The sequence below is a fragment of the Ureibacillus sp. FSL K6-0165 genome, from assembly GCF_038004285.1.
In the GTDB taxonomy this organism is placed as follows: Bacteria; Bacillota; Bacilli; order Bacillales_A; family Planococcaceae; genus Ureibacillus; species Ureibacillus thermosphaericus.
Window position 1 is genome coordinate 2,254,067 of sequence record NZ_JBBOQS010000001.1, and the last position, 18,379, is coordinate 2,272,445.

Annotated in this window: 18 protein-coding genes, 1 riboswitch and 1 other annotated feature (1 of these 20 only partly in view); of the genes, 5 read left to right on the forward strand and 13 right to left on the reverse strand. The window is 35.5% G+C overall.

Annotation, left to right across the window (positions count from 1 at the left end):
• Positions 1–77: a binding site (T-box leader), on the reverse strand (it extends 135 nt beyond the left edge of the window).
• Positions 78–153: 76 nt separating this feature from the next.
• The 7 genes from phoU to NST00_RS11270 all read right to left on the reverse strand — a co-directional run bounded on the left by phoU (position 154) and on the right by NST00_RS11270 (position 5,575).
• Positions 154–816, reverse strand: a complete 663-nt coding sequence (phoU, locus tag NST00_RS11240; protein ID WP_168412240.1) for a phosphate signaling complex protein PhoU — start codon at positions 814–816, stop codon at positions 154–156.
• A gap of 16 nt (positions 817–832) precedes the next feature.
• Entirely contained in the window at positions 833–1,678 is an 846-nt protein-coding gene (gene pstB, locus NST00_RS11245; RefSeq protein WP_445329561.1) for a phosphate ABC transporter ATP-binding protein PstB, read from the reverse strand.
• A gap of 12 nt (positions 1,679–1,690) precedes the next feature.
• Complete coding sequence (gene pstA / locus NST00_RS11250; RefSeq protein WP_016839228.1) at positions 1,691–2,572, reverse strand: phosphate ABC transporter permease PstA; 882 nt, start codon at positions 2,570–2,572, stop codon at positions 1,691–1,693.
• Position 2,573: 1 nt separating this feature from the next.
• Positions 2,574–3,518, reverse strand: coding sequence for a phosphate ABC transporter permease subunit PstC (gene pstC / locus NST00_RS11255; protein ID WP_016839227.1), 945 nt, complete (start codon positions 3,516–3,518; stop codon positions 2,574–2,576).
• 70 nt (positions 3,519–3,588) lie between these two features.
• Entirely contained in the window at positions 3,589–4,554 is a 966-nt protein-coding gene (locus tag NST00_RS11260; RefSeq protein ID WP_016839226.1) for a PstS family phosphate ABC transporter substrate-binding protein, read from the reverse strand.
• Positions 4,555–4,833: 279 nt separating this feature from the next.
• A complete protein-coding gene (locus tag NST00_RS11265) occupies positions 4,834–5,034 on the reverse strand; it encodes a cold-shock protein (protein ID WP_016839225.1) in 201 nt (66 codons plus the stop codon).
• 253 nt (positions 5,035–5,287) lie between these two features.
• Positions 5,288–5,575, reverse strand: a complete 288-nt coding sequence (locus NST00_RS11270) for a DUF1033 family protein (RefSeq protein ID WP_016839224.1) — start codon at positions 5,573–5,575, stop codon at positions 5,288–5,290.
• 88 nt (positions 5,576–5,663) lie between these two features.
• Here NST00_RS11270 and NST00_RS11275 point away from each other — a divergent pair, with 88 nt between their 5' ends.
• The 4 genes from NST00_RS11275 (at position 5,664) to NST00_RS11290 (ending at position 9,566) form a co-directional block, all read left to right on the forward strand.
• Positions 5,664–7,382 (forward strand): globin-coupled sensor protein, encoded by a 1,719-nt coding sequence (locus NST00_RS11275; RefSeq protein ID WP_168412241.1) that lies wholly within the window; start codon positions 5,664–5,666, stop codon positions 7,380–7,382.
• A gap of 30 nt (positions 7,383–7,412) precedes the next feature.
• Entirely contained in the window at positions 7,413–7,685 is a 273-nt protein-coding gene (locus NST00_RS11280; protein WP_340709971.1) for an acylphosphatase, read from the forward strand.
• A gap of 172 nt (positions 7,686–7,857) precedes the next feature.
• Entirely contained in the window at positions 7,858–8,517 is a 660-nt protein-coding gene (locus NST00_RS11285) for a 5-bromo-4-chloroindolyl phosphate hydrolysis family protein (protein ID WP_340709972.1), read from the forward strand.
• A complete protein-coding gene (locus NST00_RS11290; protein WP_016839214.1) occupies positions 8,514–9,566 on the forward strand; it encodes a toxic anion resistance protein in 1,053 nt (350 codons plus the stop codon). The genes NST00_RS11285 and NST00_RS11290 overlap by 4 nt, the downstream gene beginning before the upstream one ends.
• Positions 9,567–9,603: 37 nt before the next feature.
• Here the strand turns inward: NST00_RS11290 and NST00_RS11295 are convergent, their stop codons facing one another.
• Positions 9,604–9,801 carry a DUF6501 family protein gene (locus NST00_RS11295; RefSeq protein ID WP_016839213.1) on the reverse strand — a complete coding sequence of 66 codons (198 nt, stop codon included), beginning with the start codon at positions 9,799–9,801 and terminating at the stop codon, positions 9,604–9,606.
• Between the two features lie 505 nt (positions 9,802–10,306).
• Between NST00_RS11295 and NST00_RS11300 the strand changes: the two genes are divergently transcribed.
• On the forward strand, positions 10,307–11,065 hold the full coding sequence (locus tag NST00_RS11300; protein ID WP_016839212.1) for an alpha/beta fold hydrolase: 759 nt from the start codon (positions 10,307–10,309) through the stop codon (positions 11,063–11,065).
• Between the two features lie 159 nt (positions 11,066–11,224).
• On the opposite strand, the gene NST00_RS11305 is transcribed toward NST00_RS11300, so the two are convergent.
• The 5 genes from NST00_RS11305 to NST00_RS11325 form a co-directional block, all read right to left on the reverse strand.
• Positions 11,225–11,962 carry an amino acid ABC transporter ATP-binding protein gene (locus tag NST00_RS11305; protein ID WP_016839211.1) on the reverse strand — a complete coding sequence of 246 codons (738 nt, stop codon included), beginning with the start codon at positions 11,960–11,962 and terminating at the stop codon, positions 11,225–11,227.
• A gap of 4 nt (positions 11,963–11,966) precedes the next feature.
• Positions 11,967–12,713 carry an amino acid ABC transporter permease gene (locus NST00_RS11310; RefSeq protein WP_016839210.1) on the reverse strand — a complete coding sequence of 249 codons (747 nt, stop codon included), beginning with the start codon at positions 12,711–12,713 and terminating at the stop codon, positions 11,967–11,969.
• A gap of 131 nt (positions 12,714–12,844) precedes the next feature.
• The gene (locus NST00_RS11315; protein WP_016839209.1) at positions 12,845–13,708 is read right to left on the reverse strand and encodes a transporter substrate-binding domain-containing protein; all 864 of its coding nucleotides are present in this window, start codon (positions 13,706–13,708) and stop codon (positions 12,845–12,847) included.
• A 103-nt stretch (positions 13,709–13,811) separates the two neighbouring features.
• A riboswitch (Lysine riboswitch) is annotated at positions 13,812–13,989 on the reverse strand.
• 134 nt (positions 13,990–14,123) lie between these two features.
• Positions 14,124–15,371 carry a 2-oxoglutarate dehydrogenase complex dihydrolipoyllysine-residue succinyltransferase gene (odhB, locus tag NST00_RS11320; RefSeq protein WP_016839208.1) on the reverse strand — a complete coding sequence of 416 codons (1,248 nt, stop codon included), beginning with the start codon at positions 15,369–15,371 and terminating at the stop codon, positions 14,124–14,126.
• 58 nt (positions 15,372–15,429) lie between these two features.
• A complete protein-coding gene (locus NST00_RS11325) occupies positions 15,430–18,234 on the reverse strand; it encodes a 2-oxoglutarate dehydrogenase E1 component (RefSeq protein ID WP_340709973.1) in 2,805 nt (934 codons plus the stop codon).
• Positions 18,235–18,379 lie beyond the last annotated feature (145 nt).

Here is an 18,379-nt window from a genome sequence, read left to right on the forward strand (position 1 = left end):
GTCTTGCACTAGCTCGCACCAACCGCTAGCTCTCTTAGCCAATCCATAATACTACTCTTTTTCATCATCGCTTCCGTATTTGTTTGAAATAATTTTATTATAAATTTTTTCATTATTCAATAAAAACCCTTTTGAAAAGGTTAGAATACTACATTAACGGTTTAAATCTAAGTAAAGGCCTTTTTTCAAATAGAGGATATATTCTGCCATATTCGTTGCCAAATCCGCACACCGCTCAATAAATCGACATACAAAAGATAAATACGTGATTTGCGAAACACTTTCAGGGCTAATGGCAGAAAGTTTCATTAAATGTGCAATCATATTACCATACATTTCATCGATTTGATCATCCATTTCAGCAATTTCTTTTGCATTTTGGACATTTTCTTCCACAAATGCATTAACGACTTGCCGAAGCATCGATATCGTTTTATAGCACATATCTTCCATTAACTCTACTGACGTAATAAACTGTTTCTCCCCAATGCGAATGGCTTCCTTTGATATGTTCACTGCATAATCTCCAACCCGTTCCATATCTGAAGCAGCTTTTAATAAAACGATAAGACGACGAAGATCTGTTGCAACAATTGGTTGTTGTTTGGTCAGAAGGAGCACTACTTTATTATGAATCTCTTCTTCCATCTTGTTCATTTCCACATCTTCTTCTATTATTCGTTTTGCTAATTCCATATCTTTTTCAATAAATGCTTGAAACGATAATTCAAATTGATGAATACTTTTATCGCACAAAGTTAAAAATGCTTGTTGCACAGATTCCAATTCTTTGTCCAATCTTTCTCGAATACTCACACACCCATCACTCCTATTAGCCGAAACGCCCTGAAATATAATCTTCTGTACGCTGATCACGTGGTGTTGAGAATATTCGATCTGTGATGTCAAATTCCACTACTTCTCCATTTAAGAAAAAGGCTGTTTTGTCTGAAATCCGGGCCGCTTGTTGCATATTGTGTGTCACAATAATAATGGAGTAATTCTTTTTTAAGTCCTGAATGAGGTCCTCAACTTTTAATGTAGAAATTGGATCAAGGGCAGATGTTGGTTCGTCCATTAAAATGACATCTGGTTCTATCGCTAGACACCGTGCAATACAAATACGTTGTTGTTGTCCTCCTGATAAACCATAAGCATTGTGATGAAGACGATCTTTCACTTCATCCCAAATCGCTGCACCTCTCAATGACCTTTCTACAATTTCATCTAGTATTTTTTTATTTTTAATGCCATGAATTCTCGGACCATAAGCAACGTTATCATATATGGATTTCGGGAAAGGGTTTGGCTTTTGAAACACCATCCCAACTTTTGTACGCAATTCCTCTACTGCATAATCAGCAGCAAAAATATTGCGACCACGGTATAAAATTTCTCCGTTTATTTTCACTGATGGAACAAGTTCCACCATGCGGTTCAACGCTTTAATAAAAGTTGATTTTCCGCATCCTGAAGGCCCGATGATGGCAGTCACTTCATTTTCTTGAACGTTAAATTGAATATCTTTTAACGCATGGTGCTCACCATACCAAAGATTAAAATTGTTCGCATAGAAAACGGATGCTTTACTGTTTGTCTGGAAATTTTCATTCACTTTGAACTGCTTTTCAACAACACGCAAAGGTTTCAGTTCATTGTTAATCATTGTTTGTACCACTTTCACCCATCCTTAATATCGTTTTTGGAATTTATTTCGAATCAACACGGCAATCGAATTCATCAGCACAAGGACAATCATCAACACAATAATTCCCGCTGCAGCAACATATTGAAATGCTTCTTGCGGGCGTTTTGCCCAATCGTAAATTTGCATCGGCAAAGCTGTAAATTCACTAAGCAAACCCGTAGGCAAGAAATGGATAATCACAGGGATTCCGATTACAACTAATGGCGCTGTTTCTCCAATTGCACGAGATAAAGCTAAAATGCTACCCGTCAAGATTCCCGGTATGGCAGATGGCAATACAACTCGAGTAATCGTTTGCCATTTTGTTGCGCCCATACCATATGAAGCTTCCCGCTGTTCTTTTGGTACAGCACGGATCGCTTCTTGTGCAGCTACAATAATGACAGGTAAAATTAATAAACTCATCGTTAATCCAGCAGCTAGAATACTTTTTCCTAAACCAAACATGCGGACAAAAATGGTTAATCCTAATAAACCAAAGACAATTGATGGTACACCAGCTAAGTTGGATATATTTGTTCGAATAAAATCATTAAATCTATTATTCTTTGCATACTCTTCCAAATATATTGCTGTTGCCACCCCAAGTATGATGGAAGTTGGAGCTACAACGAGCATCATACAAATCGAACCAATTAATGCCGCTTTTACTCCAGCTTTTTCAGGAAAACGCGAACCGAAATTGTTAAAGAAATCCCAATTTATGTATCCCGCTCCTTGACATATTATTCTTACAATTAATACAACGAGGGTTAACAATGCAAAAGAAGTAGCAAGGAAGAATATCATTTTCCAAATTTTATTTTTTCTTAATCGAGACTGCATACGCTTCATGACGACGGTATCGTCAATGTATTTCGTCATATCAATATTCCTCCCTGAAGCGTTTCGAAATATATTGAGCTACTAAGTTCATCAATAAAGTGAATATAAACAACGTAAATCCAACGGCATACATAGAATAGTAAATTGTTGTGCCGTAACCTGCATCACCAGAAGATACTTGTACGATATAGGCTGTCATCGTTTGAATTGAACCCGTGATATTGAAATCAAAAGTTGGGGTTGCACCGCCGGCGAGGGAGACAATCATCGTTTCACCGATAGCCCGAGAAATGCCCAATACAATGGATGCAACGATGCCGGATAACGCTGCAGGAAGTACAACTTTTAACGAAACTTCGAGCTTTGTAGCACCCAGCGCGAGAGCTCCTTCTCGAATAGCATTTGGTACAGAATTCATGGCATCTTCCGATAAAGAGATAATGCTAGGTAAAATCATGATTCCCACTACGATCCCTGGACTAAGAGCATTAAATAATTTCAGCGACGGTATCAAAGTTTGTAATATCGGTGTGACAAACGTCAGAGCAAAAAAACCATAGACAATGGTCGGTACACCTGCTAATACTTCCAAAATCGGTTTCATGATTTTTCGAGTTTTGTCAGAAGCATATTCACTTAAATAAATTGCTACTGACAAACCTATCGGAACAGCTACACCTATTGCAATCAGCGTCACTTTGAATGTTCCTAATATGAGTGGTAAAACACCAAAGGATGGACTGCCACTTGAAAATGGATACCATTCTGTTCCAAATAAAAACTCGACAATTGATACTCTCCTAAAAAACTCAAAGGTCTCGAAAATTAATGTAAAGACAATGCCTAATGTGGTAACAACAGAAATCAGTGCTGCTAATAGGAGTAAAATAGGCATTATTTTTTCAATGATTTTTTTGCCCTTTTTATTTCGAGATTTCTCAATCAATTGTTGGATTGATTGCTCTTTCTCAATGCTTTGAGCCATTTCATAATCTCCCTTCTAACCCTGCAAAGTGTGTGGGTGAAAGCCCCCCACACACTAACAATCTAAAGGATTATTTAAATTGTTCTAACGTTTTCAGCTCTTCTCTATACTTATCATCAGGTAAACGCACATATCCAACAGCTTCAGCCATGTCTCCAGCGTTTTCTAAAGTGAATTTCATAAAATCGTAAAATGATTCATTCTCAATGATTTTTTTATTGTTTACGAATACAAATAACGGACGAGAGAGCGGCGTGTATTCCCCGTTTTCAATTGTTTCATTTGATGGTTCTATACCGTTCACGCGTACCGCTTTTAATTTATCTTGATTTTCCAAATAGTAAGCATAGCCAAAGAATCCGATCGCGTTTTTATCAGAAGCAACGCCTTGAACAATTACGTTATCATCTTCAGACAATTGAGCTGATCGAACTAAATCTTCACCTTCCAAAATCACTTCGTCGAAATAGTCAAAGGTACCTGAATCTGTTCCTGGTGCATAGTAGACAATTTCTTCATCTGGCCAAGATGGATCAAGATCAGACCATTTTTTCACTTTTCCGTCTTCAATCCAAATTTCTTTTAATTGTTCAATTGTTAAATCCGTAGCCCAATCGTTATCTGAATTAATTACGACAGTGATACCGTCATAAGCAATTTCAAATCTTGTATATTCAATACCCGCATCTTTTAAAGCTTGAGCTTCTTCTTCTTTAATTTCTCGTGAAGCATTTGAGAAATCCGTTTCGCCGGCGATGAATTTTTCAAATCCTCCACCAGTTCCAGATACCCCAACAGATACTTGTACATTTGGTTCAACAGCAGCATATTCTTCTACAAGTGCTTCAACAATAGGGGCAACAGTTGAAGAACCATCACCTGTTACAGAGCCTGCTAATTGTGCTTCTCCATTTTCTGCTTGTTGTGGTATATTTCCAGCATTTGTGCCAGCTTCATTTTTTTCTCCGCCACATGCTCCAAGTAGTAATGCAGAACTTACCATTGCAGTCATCGTTAAAAACTTCCACTTTTTCATCTGAAATTTCCTCCATCGTTTAATAGTTTAATTCTCACTACATTTCCCACTATAAAATTCATATATTGATCTTGTTTAAAGGAATTGTTAAGAGATTGTAAATTTGCACTACTTTTGGATGCAGAAAATGTTAAGATTGCAATTTAAAAGAAAGAGGAATTTTTACTAAAAACAGAAACAAAAAAACATCATTCTCTGTAAGAAAATGATGTTTCCATATCGAAAATAAAAAGAGGCGTCCAAAAATGGATGCCTCATCATATTTAAGTTCGTTTATAATTATAATTTAACAACGTTAGCAGCTTGAGGTCCGCGGTTGCCTTCAACCACTTCGAATTCCACTTTTTGACCTTCATCAAGAGTTTTGAAACCTTCACCTTGAATAGCTGAGAAGTGTACGAATACGTCGTTTTCGCCTTCAACTTCGATGAATCCAAAACCTTTTTCTGAGTTAAACCATTTTACTGTACCTTGTTTCATTGAAAAAAACCTCCAAAAAAATAAAAATATTTTTACAATATGGAATTGTTTTTATTACCAGAATAAAAAAAATTCACATATTACGAAGAGTACCGACAAAAACACCGATCACTCTTTGTAATATGTGAATCACTTGTTTCCGGCCTTACAATTCAATTGTATTTATATTATACCACCATATTACAAAATGTCAAACGATTTTTATACAGATTTGAAATCGTTCTCCAATGGATCGGGATATATTTTGTTACTATTATTGATTATATTCAAGTTGTTGCACAATTATACCATGAAAAATTTGTAATTCATCATCACAAGCTTCACAATAAGTTTTTTCATCTTCCGACCAAAAGGCAAAATACTTTCCTTCCCTGCTCTCCTCATGGTCAAATTTTTTTCTAAACACATTAAGAGTTTCTTTTATTGCAACTTCAAATTGTTCTTTCGTATCAAAAACTTCTTCTGACACAATATGTGATTCCCAACCTTCAAATTGCCACCAAGGTTCAAAGTCTGCCTTCATATAAATAATTTTATACACGTTGAAAAACCCCATTCTTTTCATAATAAAAAATATGTTAAAATATCTATAACTTGGTAATTTTTGAATCGAAAGGAAGGACTTAAGTATGGTTTTAACATTTAAACCAAGAGTTCATTTAAACGATTTATTAGAACGTGGAACTGATATAGAAGCATCAGGACGTTTTTTAAAAACCTTACAATATAATCATTTTACAAAAAAGGATCAGCAAAATTTACAAGAATTATTTAAAAAAATTGTAAACTTCACTCCAACAATGAGCAATATTTTTCAACGCTATTTAAAAGAAATTTCACCGAAAGGCGAAAATCCTATTCCAGAAGAAAAAATTGAAAAATATTTGCAACAATTTTTTCTTAATGAACGAAATGATGAGTATGTACAAAATGCGATAAAATTTTTTCACTTATTCAGAATACATAATTTTGAAACTGGAAAATTAATCGTATTATTTAATCAATTCTCCTTTTACATTAGTACTCACATTTTACATAACTTTGGTATGAAACCTCATAAAGCATTGGAATATTTGCGCTCATTAAACGCTGCAATGAATGTAGAGCAAGAGTTATTGGTAGAAGTATTAACAGAAAGAATGATCGAAAATGTCATTACAGAAATTTCTTCGCTAATTGAATCCAATACGAAAATCATCTACATGAAAGATTTAATTCAACGCGTTGATCAACAAACAACGGAAATTCAAAATTCCACCGCAGCAATCGAACAAGTTTCCGCTTCGATTGGAGAAGTTGCCCGTGCTTCATCGCAAATATCTGAGAAAACGACGGATTCAGTAAGCAATGTTATCGACGGAAAAAATACAATTGAAAAAGCGTTAAATGATATTTTTCAAACGGATAATACGTTCCAACAAATTGTTAAATCATTCCATCAATTACAAAACTATGTGAACGAAATTGATAGTATCGTCACAATAATAAACGAAATTGCAGACCAAACAAATTTACTAGCACTTAACGCTTCTATTGAGGCAGCTCGTGCTGGTGAACATGGGAAAGGTTTCTCTGTTGTGGCACAAGAAGTACGAAAATTAGCTGAAGGAACAGTGAACGCATTAAATGAAGTATCACAAAATGTCGATGCATTTAAACAATATTCAAATATGGTTTCCGATTCCATTGCAGATGCTTCACAGAAGATTAAAGAAGCTACTTCAGAGGCAAAACAGTCGTTACCATTATTAAACTCAATTGTACATGCAATTGAAAGTATTAAACATGATGTTGCCAGCACTGCTTCCATTACTGAAGAACAAGCTGCTGCCGTTGATGAAATTACTAAACGTATGTCTGAAATGGCCAATCTTCAAGAACAAATTCATAGCTTAGGTAAACAAACGTCTGAAAGTATATTTGCACTAAGTAAAGAAATGATGCGTTTCCGAAATGACATTATCAATAATAACCCTGTTCACTTATCCAGTACCGCCCTTTTACAATTATCAAAAACTGATCATCTATTATGGAAATGGCGGGTATATAACATGATTTTAGGAGTTGAAGAATTATCACCAGAAGAAGTTTCCTCCCACCAAGATTGCCGTTTAGGAAAATGGTATTATGCAAATGACACCCAAGCTAAATTTAAACATGTAGAATCTTTCAAAGAATTAGAGTACGTTCATAAGCAAGTTCATATTGCTGCAAAAAATGCAATTTTGGAATTAAGTAGAGGAAATCGACAACAAGCAGAAATCCATTTGCAAGAAATCGAAAAAGCTTCTGAAAAAGTCATTCACTATTTAAATGATTTAATTCATATGTTGAAAACCCACGGCTAAATGAAAATTTAATTGATTGTAGGTGGAGTGATGGCAAAGAGGGCGCACATTATGATCAATGTCGCTGAAAAAAGATTTGGCAACCGATTTTTCATTCAACAGAAGGCGTTAGAATTAGGATTAAAAGGGAATTTTCGTATAAATGAAAACGATCAGCTTGAAATCGATGTGGAAGGGAAAAATCAATCTATTGATGAATTTTTGCAATTTATTAAGAAAGATGAAAATCTAAAATCAAGTTTGTCAATTGTAATTTTTGATGATATACAAGGATATGACAAATTGAATTTTGAATTGCTGTAATTTGGACGTTTTTTAAACGTCCAATTTTTTGTATTTCCCCCATTCCTTCTCTTTAAAAATATGTGAAAAAAGTAGTATCATTTAAATAGAGAAATGATAAATTCAAATAAGTTTTTGAAACTTTTATTCCCCACCGAACGTATTTATACTAAGAACACGAGGAGGTACGCATATGCTGGGGGTAAGCAACTTCATCATACGACATTTACTCAATTTTTTCTTTAGTTTTACAGTTTTTATCATATTAGTTGTTCAATTAAATATCAGTTTTCTGAATGGATTAATCATACCGATTGCATCCATTCTAACTTATATAGTTAGTAATTATATCATTAAATCTCTTCAAAAATATAAAAAGACGAAAGCACTCGGCTTTACCCGTTCAGAATATAATCATATTGAATCCCAATTAAAACAAGCAAAAAGCCACATAAATTTATTAACACAGCAATATATTCGAGTGCGTTCCATTCGTTCTTTTAAATTACTAAATGAAATGACAAAGTTGTCTAGAAGAATAGTCAATATCGTTCAAACAAATCCGCAAAAATTTTACACAGTTGAAGATTTCTTCTATTCTCACCTGCCTTCAGCTGTGCAATTGAGCAAAAATTACGCAACGTTAGTACAACAGCAAATTAAAGATGCTGATGTGCATATCGCTCTTGAAGAGGCTCGAAAAGCGATGAAAAAATTACAAAGTTCGATGGAAGATGACTTAAAAGCTGCTCTTGCATCTGATTTAGAAAATTTAAAATTGGAGTTGGATTATGTCAAACTCGAGCATGAAAAAAAACAAAAGCAAATAGAATTTGGGAGGGAAAATCAATGATGGAGAAAAAGAGCTCAGAAGGTTTTGAACTGTTCCCAAACGAGAGCTCTTTTTCTATTGTGGAGAGTAAAGTATTCCCTACCCTTACTGAAGAAGAGCAGTCAAAAGCATTATATTTAGCAAGCGAGCTAGATAGTACTTGCTATGAAGCCATTGTTCGTTTTGGTGAAGAAGTTCAAAAATCCCTAAAACATTTTACCCATCAATTATTAGTTCAAGTACAAAGAAACGATACTTCACCAATTCGAGAGATTTTATCGACCTTAATTGAACAGTTGGATTCAATGAATCTCGATCAATTCAACATTCAAGATAAAGGATTTTTAAGAAAACTATTTAAACGAAAAACTTCCATTCAACAAATCGTTTCCCAATACAATCGCTTAAGTAAGCAAATCGACCGTCTAACGATTCATTTAAAACGAGCTCAAGAGAATTTATTGACGGATAACAATATGTTAAATAAGTTATATGAAAAAAATGAAGAATATTTTCAAGAAATCAATTTGTACATTGCTGCTTTGGAAATGAAAAGACTTGACCTTCAAAAGCAGTTGCAAATGGTGGAAAAGGATTATAACGATATGGACAACCCCATGATGAGGCAAAAGTTACTCGATATGAAAAATGCGGCGGAATGGCTAGATCGAAGAATGTATGATTTACAAATATCGCGGGAAATAGCTATTCAAACAGCTCCCCAAATTCGCATGATTCAATCAACCAATGAAATGCTCATTGAAAAAATTCAGTCATCTATATTATCAACAATCCCTTTATGGCAATCTCAAATTTCCATGCTCGTCAACCTCAATCGCCAACATCGTGCAAATGCGACAAGTCATCATTTAATGAATACTTCAGAGAAGTTAGCGATGAAAAGCGCTGAAATGACGAGCATTACCGAAAGTCATGTAGAACTGGATCATTTGAAAGAAACGCAAATACAGCTTATCGAATCAATCGAAGAAACATTGCAAATTCAAGCCGACCGGAACGAAAAACAACAATTGATTGAACAAACCATCCATGAAATAGATGGCAAGTAAAATAGCACGAGTGATACAAAACACTCGTGCTTATTATTTATTCGAAGTACTCTTTATAATACCCGCCTACTTTTCCAGTATTATCAACTATAAAAATAAATTCTTCTGTTTCATTTTTCACTTCATATTCTTTCCCAACAGTTAACACGTTAGATACTAAATATTTTTTCGCATTTGTATTCACACATTTTACTGTACGAATAGTAGGTGCGTCCTTCCATTTTAAGTGTAGCATTATCATACCCTCTCTCTTCATTAAACTATCGTTTACAATTATATCATCTAATTGCCAAGTACATACATGAAAGTTTTCAAAACCATCTCTCATGAACTTCTTGTCCAGTTAACACATTTCATTTTAACAAATACTGATGGATTTTGTCGTCCATTAGGTAATTTCGATTTACTTAATTTATCGTATGCTTATTTATGATTCTTTATTAATAAAAATATGGTTTAAATCTGTTGTAGTAGAATTTTAGATAAATCCATTTCTTGAGCACTAGCAACTTTTCTTCCCTTTCCTTTTAAAAAATATTCGCCAACCATCACCAGTAAGCCTTATTGAAACTTTTCCAAACATAAGTACAGTTGTCACGGTACATTTCTGTGCAATTTACATATAATAATGAAAACGTTATTTTCCATTCTGGTTGATAAATTTGTTGTTATTTGCAAAGACTATCAAGTGAACCATCCCTGTGATTTCTCAACATACGCTGATGAAATAGGTGATCGTGATGTTAAACTACTTAGATGTTGGGACAGGTGAAGAAATAGTCTTTATTCATGGATTAGGAAACCGCATACAAGCTTGGGCTCCCCAATTGGAACTGACTACACAATATCGATTAATTATCATCGAATTAAGAGGACATGGTGACTCTCCAGAAAAGGAAAATATCAATGTCGAATTTTTTGCAAAAGACATAATTGAAGTATTAGATTATTTAAATATCGAAAAAGCACATTTTGTTGGTTTATCACTCGGTGGAATCGTTGCACTAGAAATATGTAAGCGTTTTAAAAAGCGTGTAAAATCACTCATTTTATGTAATACAACTTACTATATTCCTACTTTGCTTGGGAATATTACTCTTGAAAAAACAAAACGATTTTTAAAAAAATCGTCACTCGAACAACTGAATGAACGGCTCATCAAAAAATGTTTATACAATCCTGAAGAACAAAAGGTTTATGAATTAGCAAAGAATGCTTTTCACATTCGAGAAGATACGTATTTAAAATCAGTTCAATCAGCTTTTGGAAGAAACTATTTTTATGATTTGTTGACCATTAATGTGCCAACACTGATTATTGGTTCACTAGAAGATAAAGTTGTACCTATTCAAAATGCCTATCTGATGCATTACATGATTAAGTCTTCCAATTTAATTATTTTTGAAAATACAGGACATTTGTCGAATATCGAGCGACCAGAACTATTCAATTTAGCCATTGCTCAACATATCAAACAATTTCAAAATAAAGTAAGTTAAAAAGGGGGCGTCTAACAAGTCATTTTGAGACACCCCCTTTGCGACGAGGAGGCGCGTTTGATGTGACCACCGCAGGAGAAAAGTTTTCAAGAGAATATAACTATTAAGAAATAAGGCTGTTCAGAAAGTGATTGACTTTCTGGACAGCCCCGTTCCATCTTATTTATTTAATGTTCGTCTTAAGAACTCTTTTGTTCTTTCGTGTATTGGGTTGACTAGTACTTGTTCAGGAGGCCCTTCTTCAACAATGACCCCTTTATCCATAAATACGACTCGATCTGAAACTTCTTTTGCAAATTCCATTTCATGGGTAACAATTAACATCGTATTTCCGGCCTTCGCAAGGTCTCGCATAACCTTTAGTACTTCCCCTACCATTTCTGGGTCAAGGGCAGAAGTCGGTTCATCAAATAGCATCACGTCTGGATCCATTGCTAAAGCTCTTGCAATTGCAACCCTCTGTTTTTGTCCACCTGAAAGTTGTCGAGGTCGCGCATTCTTATAGCGATCCATTCCAACAATCGTTAAATATTTCATCGCATTGTTTATGGCTTCCTCTTTTGAACGTTTCAATACTTTTACTTGTCCGACTATACAATTCCCTAATACATCCAAGTTATTAAATAAGTTAAACTGCTGGAATACCATACCTAAGTGCGTACGATATTTTTCTTTATTGTAACCTTCCGTTAAAATATTTTCTCCATTAAAAATAATCTCACCGCCTGTAGGAGTTTCCAGCAAGTTAATGCAACGCAATAATGTGGATTTTCCTGATCCTGAAGCTCCAATTAACGTTACAACTTCCCCTTTTCTTACTTGGAAATTGACATCTTTCAATACTTCATGATTGCCGAATGTTTTATTTAAATGTTTGATATCAATGACCACTGTCATAGCATTACTCACCATCCTTTATCGGCTTGTTTCCTGTCACAAGCTCCACTCGGTACGAATCAGGTCCATCCATTTTCTTCTCAAACCAAAGAAGAATACGAGTTACAGTGAATGTCATAATGAAGTACAATACGCAGGCAATTAAGAATGCTTCTGCATAACGATATGTACTACCCGCAACAGAGTTCGTTGTAAAGAATAATTCAACTACACTAATGACACTTAGTACAGAAGAGTCCTTTATATTCATAACGAGCTGGTTACCAGTCGCTGGTAAAATATTTCGAGCTACTTGAGGAAGGATAATATAGAACATTGTTTGAAAATGATTCATACCAATCGCTTCACTGGCCTCGTATTGTCCTTTATCGATTGAAACAATTCCACCTCGCACATACTCTGCCATATAAGCACCTGTATTTAAGCTGATAACAATTAAACCAGCAACAAAGCGATTTAATTGAATATCAATGGCATAGAGTCCGTAGAACACAACCATCGCTTGTACCATCATTGGAGTGCCACGGAATAGTTCAACATAGCAAGTTAGTATAAAATTAATAGTTTTTAATGCATATGTTTTAAAGGATTTTTTTTGCAATGGAATCGTGTGCATAACCCCGATGAAAAATCCGATAATCGCACCAAAAATCGTACCTAATATCGCAAGAATTAATGCAATCCATGCTCCTCGCAAAAACAAATCCCAGTTATTCTGAAAAATATTCCAAACTGTTTCTAAGAAAGACATAAAGAAATCCCCTTATTGTTTTTTTGTTCGCACTTAGAAGAATTAAAGTTAAGCACAGTAAATAACTTTACAGGGAAGGAAAATGGAAAAAGGTTGTCTTATAGAGAATCTCAAGACAACCTTTCACCACACTATTGTTGTGATGGTTGATTTTTAATAGCTTCTTCCATGATTTGATGACGTTCATCTTCCGTAATACCAGCTAAAATTTCGTTAATTTTATCTTTTAAGTCCGAACCTTTTTTCAAGCCAACAGCGATTGCTGTATCAGATTCATCAGCCTCAAATCCGTCTTCTGGAACAATGTAAGTAAATCCTTCAATTGCTGCCTCAGCAGACATCCCTTCTGGACGTTCTGAAATATAAGCATCAATTGCACCAGAAGATAATTGGATTCGCATTTGGCCAAAATCTGTAGCTGGTACTTGTTTATTAACGCCAGTCATTTGATCGATTACTTTGTAGTGAGTAGTACCTTGTTGTGCTGTTACTTTAGCCCCTTCAAAATCATGAATCGATTTTGCATTTGCATATGGACCATCTTTTTTCACAACAATTACGAAATCACTCGTATAATAGTTGTCTGTAAAATCGATTACTTCCATGCGTTCAGGAGTAGGTGACATACCCGCAATAACTGCATCAATTGCACCAGATTGTAATGATGGAATTAAACCATCCCAGTCAGTTTTTACAATTTGAAGCTCCATCCCTAATCCTTCAGCAATACGTTTTGCGATTTGAACATCGTAACCGTTTGCAAACTCTTTAGAATCTGCAATAGGAACTGCTCCATTTGAGTCATCTTTTTGAGACCAGTTAAATGGTGCATAAGCAGCTTCCATACCTACTCTTAATACACTTTTTGACTCGGATGAAGATTCTGAATCTTTTTGTGATTCTCCACCTGTTGATTCTTTGTTTCCTGAACCACATGCTGCAAGAACGAGAACCGTCATCATGGTTATGAAAAGTAGCAATAATTTCTTTTTCATCTTAATTCCCCCTGTCTCTGTTTAGCTTAGCTTCACAAATAAAAAGCGACCTAAGAAGAACTTAAGGTCGCATCAATTTGTTAGACTAATACCTCTAGTTCCACTTTGGAATAGCACACCTTACATATAAACATGTAAGACAGTGTTACAGTTATTCACTGTAACCCCAGCATAGTTATCTGAGCAAATAACTACACTTCGGCGATATTTCCTTCTTTCCCACTTCTTCACTCGCTCAAGCTCCATGAGAAACTAATAAATACCGCGCCTCTACCCTACCAAGTGAGGCTAGAATATTCAATTGTTAAGAGAAGCATAACCTAAATGGTGTTTACTTGTCAATAACAAATAGGAAAAGTTTAATAGTACCAAATATACTCCCCAAAAATAGTTGGGGAGTATATTATACATTTTCTTATGAATTTAGAAGTAAATCTTCAGGATTTTCGATTAATTCTTTAACTGTTTTTAAGAATCCAACTGAATCTTTACCATCAATGATTCGATGATCGTATGAAAGTGCCACATACATCATTGGACGAATTTCAACTTGGCCGTTTACAGCTACTGGACGGTTTACAATTGAGTGCATACCAAGGATACCTGCTTGCGTACCATTGATAATCGGTGTTGAAGCTAATGAACCAAAGATACCGCCATTTGTAATTGTAAATGTTCCGCCTTGTAAATCAGAAATTGCTAATTTCTTTTCACGTGCTTTTTGAGCAAGTTCTGCAATTTCTCTTTCAATTTCAGCGAAGTTTTTGCGATCTGCATCACGTACAACTGGAACTACTAAACCTTCTTCTGTAGATACCGCAATACCGATATCATAAATGTTAAATTTATGAATTTCATCGCCAACAATTTGTGCATTTACATAAGGGTATTTTTTCAATGCAGCAACTACTGCTTTTGTGAAGAATGACATGAATCCAAGTTTAATACCATTCTCATTCACAAATTGCTCTTGCTTACGTTTACGTAATTCCATTACATTTGTCATGTCAATTTCGTTGAATGTTGTTAACATTGCCGTATTTTGTTTAACTTCAAGAAGACGTTTTGCAATTGTTTGACGTCGACGGCTCATTCTTTCAACTGTAACGCGAGATTCATCTACAGTTACAGCAGGTGCTACAGGTTGTGCTGCTTGCACTGGTTGTGCTGGTTTAGCAGCATGAGCAGCAACATCTTGTACACGAACTCGGCCTTGTGGGTCTACTGGTGAAATTGCTGCTAAATCAATGCCTTTTTCACGAGCAAGTTTACGTGCAGCTGGTGAAGCTACTACGCGCTCATTAGATGTTTCCTCAACAACCGGTGCAGCTTGTGCTGGTTGTGCTTGAGGAGCTTGTGGTTGTTCCTCTTTAACCGCTTCTTTTGCAGGTTCTGCTTGAGGTGCTGGAGTAGGTTCAGCTCCACCTTCAACAGGCTCAACGATCGCAATTGTTTGGCCAACTAATACTGTATCGCCTTCTTCAGCTAAAATTTGAGTTAATACTCCTGCTTCTTCAGAAATAATTTCTGCATTTACTTTATCTGTTTCTAATTCAACAATGAATTCGCCTTTCTCAACGCGATCTCCAACTTTTTTCACCCATTGTGCAATTGTACCTTCCGTAATCGATTCTGCTAATTCAGGGACTTTAATTTCAGCCACTTTTTATATCCTCCTTTAATTCTCAACACTGTTAAATCTTAACGTAAATTATGCAAGATTACAAATCTGCTAAAGCGTCGTTAATTACTTTAGCTTGAGCAACTTTATGTGAGTCCATGTCACCTTCTGAAGTAGAAGACATTTCTGGACGTCCAACATAACGTACTTTTTTGCCTTCAGCTAATTCAAATAAGTATTCTAAGGCAAATTTCCAAGGACCTTGGTTTCTAGGTTCCTCTTGTACCCAAACAATTTCTTTCGCGTTAGGGTATCTCGCAATGATTTCAGAAAGTTTTTCCATCGGGAATGGATATAATTGTTCAATGCGAAGGATGTGAAGTTTTTCGAATCCTTCACCGTCTTTAATTGCTTCTGCTAAGTCAATTGTCACTTTACCAGAAGCTAAAATAATGCGTTCCACTTTTTTAGGATTTTGTCCGAGTCCTGGTTGTTCAATGACTTCCTCGAATTTTCCTTCAGATAATTGCTCTAATGTAGCTGCAGCTAATGGATGACGCAATAATGATTTTGGTGTTGCAACTACTAATGGACGCACTCCTTCAGTTCCAAGCATTTTCGCTTGTCGACGTAATAAGTGGAAGTAGTTTCCGGCATTTGAACAGTTTGCAACAATCCAGTTATTTTCAGCACATAATTGCAAGTAACGTTCAATGCGTGCTGCAGAGTGTTCTGGACCCTGTCCTTCCATACCATTTGGTAATAAAAGAACTAATCCAGATTTAAGACCCCATTTAGAACGAGCAGCTGTAATGAAGTTATCAAACATTACTTGAGCCATATTTGCGAAGTCCCCGAATTGTGCTTCCCAAATTGTTAATGCTTTCTCATTTTCCAGGTTATAACCATATTCATAACCTACGATTGCCGCTTCTGTTAATGGAGAATTGAATACACTAAAGGAAGCTTTAGCTCCTGAAATATTGTGTAATGGCGTCCATTCAGAACCGTTATTTTTATCATGTAGTACTAAATGACGTTGCGAGAAAGTACCACGTTGAGCATCTTGCCCAGTCAGACGAATTGGGTTTCCTTCACGTAAAATTGATGCAAACGCTAATGTTTCTGCATGACCCCAGTCAATTTTACCTGTTTCTAGCGCTTCAATACGTCTTTTTAGAATTCTTGCCAATTTGTTTTGAGGCTCAAAGTTTTCAGGCCATGCTAACAGTTCTTCGTTAATTTGTTTTAATTCTTCAGCAGAAACACCTGTTTCTAATTGTGGATAAGGTTGTTTCACCTCTTCAGGAATTTCCACTTCGAGATGATGACCCTTTTCTTCGCCTACTGCTTTAACATGATCGTAACTTTTTTGCATTTCGCCATAAATTTCTTGGTTTAGCTGTTCTACGAATTCTTTTGTTACAATACCTTCATTTACAACTCGTTCACCATAAAGTTCACGAACTGTAGGATGTTTATCAACAATTAAGTATGTTTTTGGATTTGTTACAGTCGGATCATCAGTTTCATTGTGTCCAAATCTGCGGTAACCAATTAAGTCAATTAAAATATCTTTACCGAACATTTGACGATATTCAAAAGCAAATTTTGCTACTTGAATTACTGCTTCAGGATCATCTGCATTCACGTGCACTATAGGAATACCGTACCCTTTTGCTACGTCAGATGAATAGTGTGTTGAGCGAGAATCGTAATATTCTGTTGTAAATCCAATCATGTTATTGGAGATGATGTGGATGGATCCGCCAGTAGAGAATCCTTTTGTTCCAGCATAGTTAAATGTTTCTTGTACGATTCCTTCACCGCTAAATGCTGCATCTCCATGAACAAGAACCGCTAGTGCTTTTGATGTATCTTGCACTGGTTCTCCAGGATTAGATGTATCTTCTTGTGCTGCTCTCGTTGAACCAGTTACAACAGGGCTAACTACTTCTAAGTGTGAAGGGTTATATGCAAGTTTTACCGTTAATCCAGATGGTTTGTGATAAGTTGCACCCATGTGATATTTCACATCACCAGTCCAACCTTTTGTAATTTCAATTGAACCATCTTCAGGGAAGAAGTAATCGTTTGGAACGTGTGCGAAATCTGCAAACATCATAGCGTATGGCTTGTTTACGATGTGTGTTAATACATTTAAACGTCCGCGGTGCGCCATACCGATTTGTAAAAATTTCATTTGATCTTTTTCTGCGGATTTTACGATTTCATCAATTAAAACTACTAATGTATCTAAACCTTCAATAGAGAATCTTTTTTGACCAACGAATGTTTTATGAATGAATTTTTCAAAGTTTTCAACGCGAGTAAGTTTTTCTAATACGGCTTTTTTCTCATCTGCAGATAGTTTTTGTTTGAAGAATCCTGATTCAATTTTTGATTGAATCCAATTTCTTTCGGATTGATCTTCTACATGTGCATATTCGAATCCGATTTTTTCAGTGTAAAGTGAACGTAAATAATCAATCGCTTGTTTACCGTTGGAAACGTTTGCAGGGACATTATTTAAGAATAGTGAAGCAGGTAATTCAGCTAAATCTGCATCCGTTAATCCGTATGCTTGAGGCTCAATTTTTGAAAAATCTAATGGACGGTCTTTCAGTGGGTATACGTCCGCTCCATAATGCCCAAAAGCTCGTATTGCATCTGCTAATTTTACAGCTGCCAATACTTTGTTAAAATCTCCTGTTTGAGCCACTTGCGCACCACTTGAAGTTTCTTCTAGTACTGGAGCACCAAATTGTTGGAATAATGAAGCCAATTCCGAATCAACTTCGTCAGGGTTTTGTAAGAACAGTTCATATTGTTCCATTACATACCCTAAGTTCGGTCCAGAAAATACTGACCAAGGAGATCCAGTTGTAATTACATTGTTCGACATGAGAAAAACCTCCAAATTTTGCTAATAGCAATTACATTTTAAATAGAAAGTATAAAAATCATTCTTCTATTAATATAAATTTATATAACAATTTGAGAAGAACCTTTTTTCCATTTCAATCTTACTACTCTTCATAAAAAATACA

Excerpts from the sequence above, each read along its gene's own strand:
- NST00_RS11315 (WP_016839209.1), bottom strand. The coding sequence starts at position 13,708 with ATGAAAAAGAAATTATTGCTACTTTTCATAACCATGATGACGGTTCTC.
- NST00_RS11295 (WP_016839213.1), bottom strand. The coding sequence starts at position 9,801 with ATGCTACACTTAAAATGGAAGGACGCACCTACTATTCGTACAGTAAAA.
- NST00_RS11265 (WP_016839225.1), bottom strand. The coding sequence starts at position 5,034 with ATGAAACAAGGTACAGTAAAATGGTTTAACTCAGAAAAAGGTTTTGGA.
- NST00_RS11285 (WP_340709972.1), top strand. The coding sequence starts at position 7,858 with ATGCTGGGGGTAAGCAACTTCATCATACGACATTTACTCAATTTTTTC.
- NST00_RS11310 (WP_016839210.1), bottom strand. The coding sequence starts at position 12,713 with ATGTCTTTCTTAGAAACAGTTTGGAATATTTTTCAGAATAACTGGGAT.
- NST00_RS11325 (WP_340709973.1), bottom strand. The coding sequence starts at position 18,234 with ATGTCGAACAATGTAATTACAACTGGATCTCCTTGGTCAGTATTTTCT.
- NST00_RS11275 (WP_168412241.1), top strand. The coding sequence starts at position 5,664 with ATGGTTTTAACATTTAAACCAAGAGTTCATTTAAACGATTTATTAGAA.
- NST00_RS11280 (WP_340709971.1), top strand. The coding sequence starts at position 7,413 with ATGGCAAAGAGGGCGCACATTATGATCAATGTCGCTGAAAAAAGATTT.
- pstC (WP_016839227.1), bottom strand. The coding sequence starts at position 3,518 with ATGGCTCAAAGCATTGAGAAAGAGCAATCAATCCAACAATTGATTGAG.
- NST00_RS11290 (WP_016839214.1), top strand. The coding sequence starts at position 8,514 with ATGATGGAGAAAAAGAGCTCAGAAGGTTTTGAACTGTTCCCAAACGAG.
- NST00_RS11260 (WP_016839226.1), bottom strand. The coding sequence starts at position 4,554 with ATGAAAAAGTGGAAGTTTTTAACGATGACTGCAATGGTAAGTTCTGCA.
- pstA (WP_016839228.1), bottom strand. The coding sequence starts at position 2,572 with ATGACGAAATACATTGACGATACCGTCGTCATGAAGCGTATGCAGTCT.
- NST00_RS11305 (WP_016839211.1), bottom strand. The coding sequence starts at position 11,962 with ATGACAGTGGTCATTGATATCAAACATTTAAATAAAACATTCGGCAAT.
- NST00_RS11300 (WP_016839212.1), top strand. The coding sequence starts at position 10,307 with ATGTTAAACTACTTAGATGTTGGGACAGGTGAAGAAATAGTCTTTATT.